Here is a 6,000-nt window from a genome sequence, read left to right as displayed (position 1 = left end):
TGAATTTGCTGAAAAAAGACAAATCCTTTAAAGGAAGTATAAAAACCAAGAGGCTGAATGCGGCAATGGACGTTGAGTATTTACAAGAGGTTGTGTTTTCGTAAAATTCACTGAACACGAAACGCCACACGCGGATTCTTTACTTGCGTTGGCCCTGGTGTTTTGTCGGAGCAGCCTTGCAGGCGGGGATTCTCTGTGATAATAGTCAAATACTGGATTTCAGCCCCAGTTTATTTAGTCAACCCGCGGATTTTTGGAGAGAACCGTTCATGAAGGGGATTATCCTTGCCGGAGGGACCGGCGCCCGGCTTTACCCGCTCACCCAGGTGGTGTCCAAGCAATTGCTGCCGGTTTACGACAAGCCCATGGTGTACTACCCCCTTTCGGTGCTCATGCTGGCGGGAATCAGGGAGATCCTCATTATTTCCACGCCCCAGGATCTGCCCTTGTTTAAAAAGCTGTTGGGCGGCGGCGGCAGGCTTGGCCTGTCCCTGACCTATACGGTGCAGGACCGGCCCGAAGGCCTGGCCCAGGCATTTCTTTTGGGCGAATCCTTTATTGGAGACGGCTCCGTTTGCCTGATATTGGGAGACAATCTGTTCTACGGCCAAACCCTGACGCCTTTGCTGCGGGAGTCGGTGGAACTGGAAAAGGGCGGAATCATCTTCGCTTATCCGGTGAAAAGCCCGGAGGAATACGGCGTGGTGGAGTTCAACGCCCAGGGCATGGCCGTCAACATCGAGGAAAAGCCGGAAAAGCCCAAAAGCCAGTACGCCATTCCCGGGCTGTATTTTTACGACAACCGGGTTGTGGAGCTGACCCGGCGCCTCAAGCCCTCCCCCCGGGGCGAGCTGGAAATCACGGATCTGAACCGGCTGTATCTGGAAAAAGGCGAACTGCAGGTGAAAGTCATGGGCCGAGGCATGGCCTGGCTGGACACCGGAACGCACGACACCCTGCAGCAGGCGTCCAATTACGTGCGCATCATCCAGGAGCGCCAGGGGCTGAAAATCTCCTGCGTGGAGGAAATCGCCTATCGCATGGGCTTTATCAGCGCGGAGCAGGTGGAAAAGCTGGCCGCGCCGTTGCTCTCCAGCGGCTACGGCCAATATCTGCTCGACATGCTGGCCCAGGAAAAATACTGAAAACAGGCTTTATGAAAATACAGGAAACACCCCTTCCCGGAGTTTTGATCATAGAACCCCCGGTCTTTTCCGACCATCGGGGCCTTTTTATGGAGACCTATCACAGCGCCCGCTTTGCGGCCCACGGCCTGGACGTGAAGTTTGTCCAGGACAACCTTTCCCTTTCCGGAGAAAAGGTGCTGCGCGGCCTTCATTATCAAATAGAACGCGCCCAGGCCAAGCTGGTCCAGGCCGTCCAGGGGCGGATTTTTGACGTGGCCGTGGACGTCCGAAAAGGCTCGCCTTTTTTCGGCCGATGGACGGGCGCGATTTTGGACGATGAAAGCCACAGGCAGATGTTCATCCCGGCCGGATTCGCCCACGGGTTTTGCGTGCTCAGCAAGGAAGCCCGGGTCTGCTACAAATGCGACGCCCTGTACGCCCCCGGCGACGAAGGGACGCTGTTATGGTCCGACCCGGACGTAGGCGTTGAATGGCCTTTGTCCGATCCGATCTTATCGGAAAAAGACCAGGCCGGACCCAGGCTGAAGGACATCCCCCCCAACCGCTTGCCTGCATACAAATAAGGACGCCCTGGCATTCCCTGCGTGACGCACAGGCTTTTTTCAAAGAAATTTCGTCCGATTGTTGAAGGGTGAACTGATTCAATAGGGATCGGATTGCATTCCCAGTGCTTGATAGACTTTGCTCTCCGTGATACATTGCGTTGTCTCGGCCTTTTTGGATCTTTACGGAGCACATCATGATATTACCGGTAATTTTAGCGGGAGGGTCCGGCACCCGGTTGTGGCCCTTGTCCCGGTATCAATATCCCAAGCAATTGCTTGCCCTTTCCGGGGATAATTCCCTGCTGCAAAGGACGGCTTTGCGCCTTCAGGGTTTGGAAGAGGCGGCCTCGCCCCTGGTCGTTTGCAACGAAAAGCATCGCTTTTTCGTGGCGGAGCAATTCCTGCAAATGGAAATCGATCCTTTTTCCATCGTCCTTGAGCCGGTGGGAAAAAACACGGCGCCCGCCGTGGCGGCCGCGGCCATAAAGGCTTTGGCCCTGGGCGAGGACCCGGTGCTTTTTGTGCTGCCGGCGGATCACCATATTCAGGACGCCGAAGGCTTCTTGAAATCCGCCAAGGCCGGGGAAGCGCTGGCCGAGCAAGGCCGCCTGATCACCTTCGGCGTTGTCCCCCACGCCCCGGAAACCGGATACGGCTACATTCGCAAAGGCGAGTCTTTCGCCGAAGGCGCATTCATCCTGGACAAATTCGTGGAAAAGCCGGACCTGCCTACGGCGGAGCAATATCTGGCCTCCGGCGACTACCTCTGGAATTCGGGCATGTTCATGTTCAAGGCCTCGGTGGTATTGGACGAACTGAAAAAGCATGCGCCTGAAATCGTCCAGGCCTGCAAGCAGGCCGTGGAGGACGGCCGGGAGGACCTGGACTTTTTCCGCCTGGACGCCAAAGCTTTCGGCCGGTCGCCGTCCATTTCCATCGACTACGCGGTCATGGAAAAGACGTCCCAAGGCGTGGTTCTGCCCTTGGAGATTGGATGGGACGACCTGGGCTCCTGGGAATCCTTGTGGCAGACCGGGGAGAAGGACGAAAACAGCAACGTGCTCATGGGCGACGTCACCACGGTGGACGTGACCAACTCCTACCTGCACGCCACAAAAAGAATGCTGGCGGCCGTGGGCGTTTCGGATCTGGTGGTGGTGGAGACCGCGGACGCCATCCTGGTGGCCAACCGGGACAAGGTGCAGAACGTCAAGCACATTGTGGAGGAGTTGAGAAAACGGCAGCGGGAGGAAGCGGTCAGCCACAGAAAGGTTTATCGCCCCTGGGGATCGTATGAAAGCATTGAGGTTTCCAACCGCTTTCAGGTGAAATTGATTACGGTCAAGCCCGGCGCCAAACTTTCGCTCCAAAAGCATTTTCATCGCGCCGAGCATTGGGTGGTGGTGAGCGGCACGGCCATCGCCTCCCGCGACGGCGAGGAAATCACCCTTCATGAAGACCAGTCTACGTATATTCCCCTGGGCGTGGTGCATCGGCTGGAAAATCCGGGGAAGATCCCTTTGGAATTGATCGAGGTCCAGTCCGGCGCCTATCTGGGTGAAGACGATATAGTCCGTCTGGATGACGTGTACGGCCGTTAGCAGGCCGATAACCGGCGGAAATCCTCCGGGAGAAGCATAGAGCGAGGTGGTTGCAGTTTCATGTTAAGGGTACTTTCCCGCATCCTGATTGCGTGCCTGGCCTTAGCCGGCCTGGCGGCGGCCGCATATACCCTGTGGACCCCGGGCGCCCGGGAGGTTCGTGGAATCCACGACCTTGGCGCCAACGGCATGTGGCTGAGCCACGGCTGGATCGGCGACGACGGCTGGTTTTCCAAATACAGGAAAAAGGCCTCCCTGTATCGCGATCCGGAACGCATCCAGGAGATTGCCGTAAAACTGCGAAAATATCATATTAAGGACGTATATCCCCATCTTTGCCCCGCCGAACCCGACGGGACGATTCCTCCCGTGGATAAACCCCAGACCGAACTGCTGCTGGACTGTTTTCACGGCATCCGCGTTATGCCCTGGATCGGAGGAATTCTGGACACCCATTGCTTTTTGGAATCCCCGGAGTGGCGGGACAATTTCTGCCGGTCGGCAATCGCCTTGCTGAAAGAACATCCCCGGCTGGCCGGGCTGCACGTCAACATCGAGCCCATGCCTTCGGGCAATCAGGACTTTGTCCTGCTGCTTGAAACCCTGAAAAAACGCATGCCGCCGGGGAAGGTTTTGTCCATAGCAGCCTACCCGCCCACCACCTGGCTGCAGCCGGTCATTTCCGTGCACTGGAGCGAGGAGTATTACCGGGCCATCTCAAAACCGGTGGATCAAATGGCCGTCATGACCTACGATTCGGCCGCCCCCATGCCCAAAATCTACGAACATCTTATGGCCGGCTGGACCCGGGAAATTCTGTCATGGACCGAGGATTCGCAAGTGCTGTTGGGAATTCCGGTTTACGACGACACCGGAGTGTTGTACCATAGCCCCAGGGTGGAAAATATCAAAACGGCGCTGTCCGGCATTCACGCGGGGCTGCTGTCATCAGAGCGGCTTCCCGCCAATTACCAGGGGACGGCTATTTATTGCGAATGGGAGATGGACGACTGGGAGTGGGAGTATTATAGGGAGCATTTTCTGTCCAAGTCCACCAATTTGCAATAGTCAACCATGGACCGCCATTGAGCCGCCGCCGAAAACGCGCCGTAAAATCAGCATGGACAATCCTGCGAGGCCTTGATGAATAAATCGCTGAAAAGAGCGCTGGGCGTAAACTCTCTGGCGCAGGCCGCTAAAAAGCGGTTGGAGGGGGATTATCACGTAGACGAATGGGGCATGGACGAAGGAATCCGCCGATCCTTCTGGCCCATCCTGGATTTTTTCTACAGCCGCTATTTTCGGGTGACGGCGTCGGGCATTGAGAACATCCCGGATAAGGGAAGGGCTTTGTTGGCCGCCAATCACGGCGGCGCGGTGCCTTTTGACGGCGCCATGGTTATGGCGGCCATCATGCGGGAGCATCCCAACCCCAGGCTGCCCAAAACCCTCCATGTGGACATGCTGAGCAACTGGCCGTGGGCCAATTATCTGGTCTCCCGGCTGGGCGGGGTGCAGGCCATGCCGGAAAACGCGGAAAAGCTCCTGGAAAGCGGCTGCCTCACCCTGGTTTTTCCGGAAGGCGGCAAGGGCCTTGGCAAGCCTTTCAGCAAAAGATACCAGATGCAGCGCTTTGGCCGGGGCGGATTCGTCAAGGTGGCGCTTAAGACCCAATCGCCCATCATCCCGGTTTCCATCGTGGGGGCCGAGGAAATCTATCCCATGCTGTACGACGTCAAGCCCCTGGCGAAAATGCTGGGACTGCCCTGGGCGCCCATCACCTTTACCTGGCCGTGGCTGGGGCCTTTAGGCGCCCTGCCCCTGCCCAGCAAATGGTTCATCGATTTTGGAAAGCCCATCCCAATCCCGGACATGAAATACAGGCCCTCGGAGGAGCCCTTGCTGGTCAACCGCATTACCGCCCAGGTCCGGGACCACATCCAGAAGACGGTCAACCGCCTTTTGGTCCAAAGGGAAAAGGTGTTTTTTTAGATAAGGGCACGCCAAAGGCATGCGGGACAAGGATGTCCCTGCCGTTTTGCCGACCATGGAAGCAAGCGGCGTTTGACAAGCCCTGCCGCCTCAAAGGCCGCCCCCTTTTTTTGCCCCCGCCTTTGTCAAAATTCTGGACACATTCTCCTGGATTTGAAAATATACGAAAATTGTCCCTAAAAATTTTTCCGTCTATCAATGTAAAGGAGACGTTATGAAAGAAACAAAAAAAATTGGGATATTAATTTGCGACCGCTATCGCAGATGCGCCGGGGGAAAATGTTTCAGATCTCTTAAAAATCGCGAGGGCGCCTTCAGCAAATACAAAGGCATGGAAGTGGAAGTCGTCGGATACACCAGTTGCGACGGATGCCCCGGGGGCAACATGGAATACGCCGTGGACGAAATGAAGGCAAACGGAGCAGAAGTAATTCATCTGGCCACCGGCCTGGTTGTCGGGTATCCGCCTTGTCCACATATCGTTTATTTTCATGACTTTATTAAAGCCAAGTATGGTCTGGAGGTTGTATACGGCACCCATCCCATACCGGAGAAATATTTGCAGATGCATGAAAAGCTGGAAACATGGAACAGCGATGAATGGCAGGCTATTATTCAGCCGACATTGAATGATGAAAAGATGCGCCTGGCTTACAACTAAGGAATGCCGGGCTCCCAATAATATTTTTCCGGACGCGGCGGCGTGGAAGAATC

6 protein-coding genes are annotated in these 6,000 nt (G+C 56.0%); all 6 read left to right on the top strand.

Going from position 1 to position 6,000, the window contains the following annotated elements; translation table 11 throughout:
* The first annotated feature begins 269 nt into the window (after window positions 1-269).
* The 6 genes from rfbA to BUE18_RS22590 all read left to right on the top strand — a co-directional run bounded on the left by rfbA (window position 270) and on the right by BUE18_RS22590 (window position 5,947).
* On the top strand, window positions 270-1,145 hold the full coding sequence (gene rfbA, locus BUE18_RS22615; protein WP_073478438.1) for a glucose-1-phosphate thymidylyltransferase RfbA: 876 nt from the start codon (window positions 270-272) through the stop codon (window positions 1,143-1,145).
* Window positions 1,146-1,156: 11 nt separating this feature from the next.
* Window positions 1,157-1,711: a dTDP-4-dehydrorhamnose 3,5-epimerase gene (gene rfbC, locus BUE18_RS22610; protein WP_073478437.1), complete on the top strand. Its 555-nt coding sequence runs from the start codon at window positions 1,157-1,159 to the stop codon at window positions 1,709-1,711.
* 176 nt (window positions 1,712-1,887) lie between these two features.
* Window positions 1,888-3,294 (top strand): mannose-1-phosphate guanylyltransferase/mannose-6-phosphate isomerase, encoded by a 1,407-nt coding sequence (locus tag BUE18_RS22605; RefSeq protein WP_073478436.1) that lies wholly within the window; start codon window positions 1,888-1,890, stop codon window positions 3,292-3,294.
* Window positions 3,295-3,354: 60 nt separating this feature from the next.
* Window positions 3,355-4,362, top strand: a complete 1,008-nt coding sequence (locus tag BUE18_RS22600) for a glycosyl hydrolase family 18 protein (RefSeq protein ID WP_073478435.1) — start codon at window positions 3,355-3,357, stop codon at window positions 4,360-4,362.
* Window positions 4,363-4,437: 75 nt separating this feature from the next.
* Entirely contained in the window at window positions 4,438-5,286 is an 849-nt protein-coding gene (locus BUE18_RS22595; protein WP_073478434.1) for a lysophospholipid acyltransferase family protein, read from the top strand.
* A 214-nt stretch (window positions 5,287-5,500) separates the two neighbouring features.
* The gene (locus tag BUE18_RS22590) at window positions 5,501-5,947 is read left to right on the top strand and encodes a CGGC domain-containing protein (protein ID WP_073478433.1); all 447 of its coding nucleotides are present in this window, start codon (window positions 5,501-5,503) and stop codon (window positions 5,945-5,947) included.
* The last annotated feature ends 53 nt before the right edge of the window (window positions 5,948-6,000 follow it).

Origin of the sequence: Desulfatibacillum alkenivorans DSM 16219 (assembly GCF_900142135.1) — a bacterium.
GTDB classification, from domain to species: Bacteria; Desulfobacterota; Desulfobacteria; order Desulfobacterales; family Desulfatibacillaceae; genus Desulfatibacillum; species Desulfatibacillum alkenivorans.
Note: the sequence above shows the minus strand (reverse complement) of the source record. Positions and strands in the feature narration are given on the sequence as shown.

What these genes read in the sequence shown, in the direction of transcription:
- rfbA (WP_073478438.1), top strand. Translation starts at nt 270, where the DNA reads ATGAAGGGGATTATCCTTGCCGGAGGGACCGGCGCCCGGCTTTACCCG.
- rfbC (WP_073478437.1), top strand. Translation starts at nt 1,157, where the DNA reads ATGAAAATACAGGAAACACCCCTTCCCGGAGTTTTGATCATAGAACCC.
- BUE18_RS22605 (WP_073478436.1), top strand. Translation starts at nt 1,888, where the DNA reads ATGATATTACCGGTAATTTTAGCGGGAGGGTCCGGCACCCGGTTGTGG.
- BUE18_RS22600 (WP_073478435.1), top strand. Translation starts at nt 3,355, where the DNA reads ATGTTAAGGGTACTTTCCCGCATCCTGATTGCGTGCCTGGCCTTAGCC.
- BUE18_RS22595 (WP_073478434.1), top strand. Translation starts at nt 4,438, where the DNA reads ATGAATAAATCGCTGAAAAGAGCGCTGGGCGTAAACTCTCTGGCGCAG.
- BUE18_RS22590 (WP_073478433.1), top strand. Translation starts at nt 5,501, where the DNA reads ATGAAAGAAACAAAAAAAATTGGGATATTAATTTGCGACCGCTATCGC.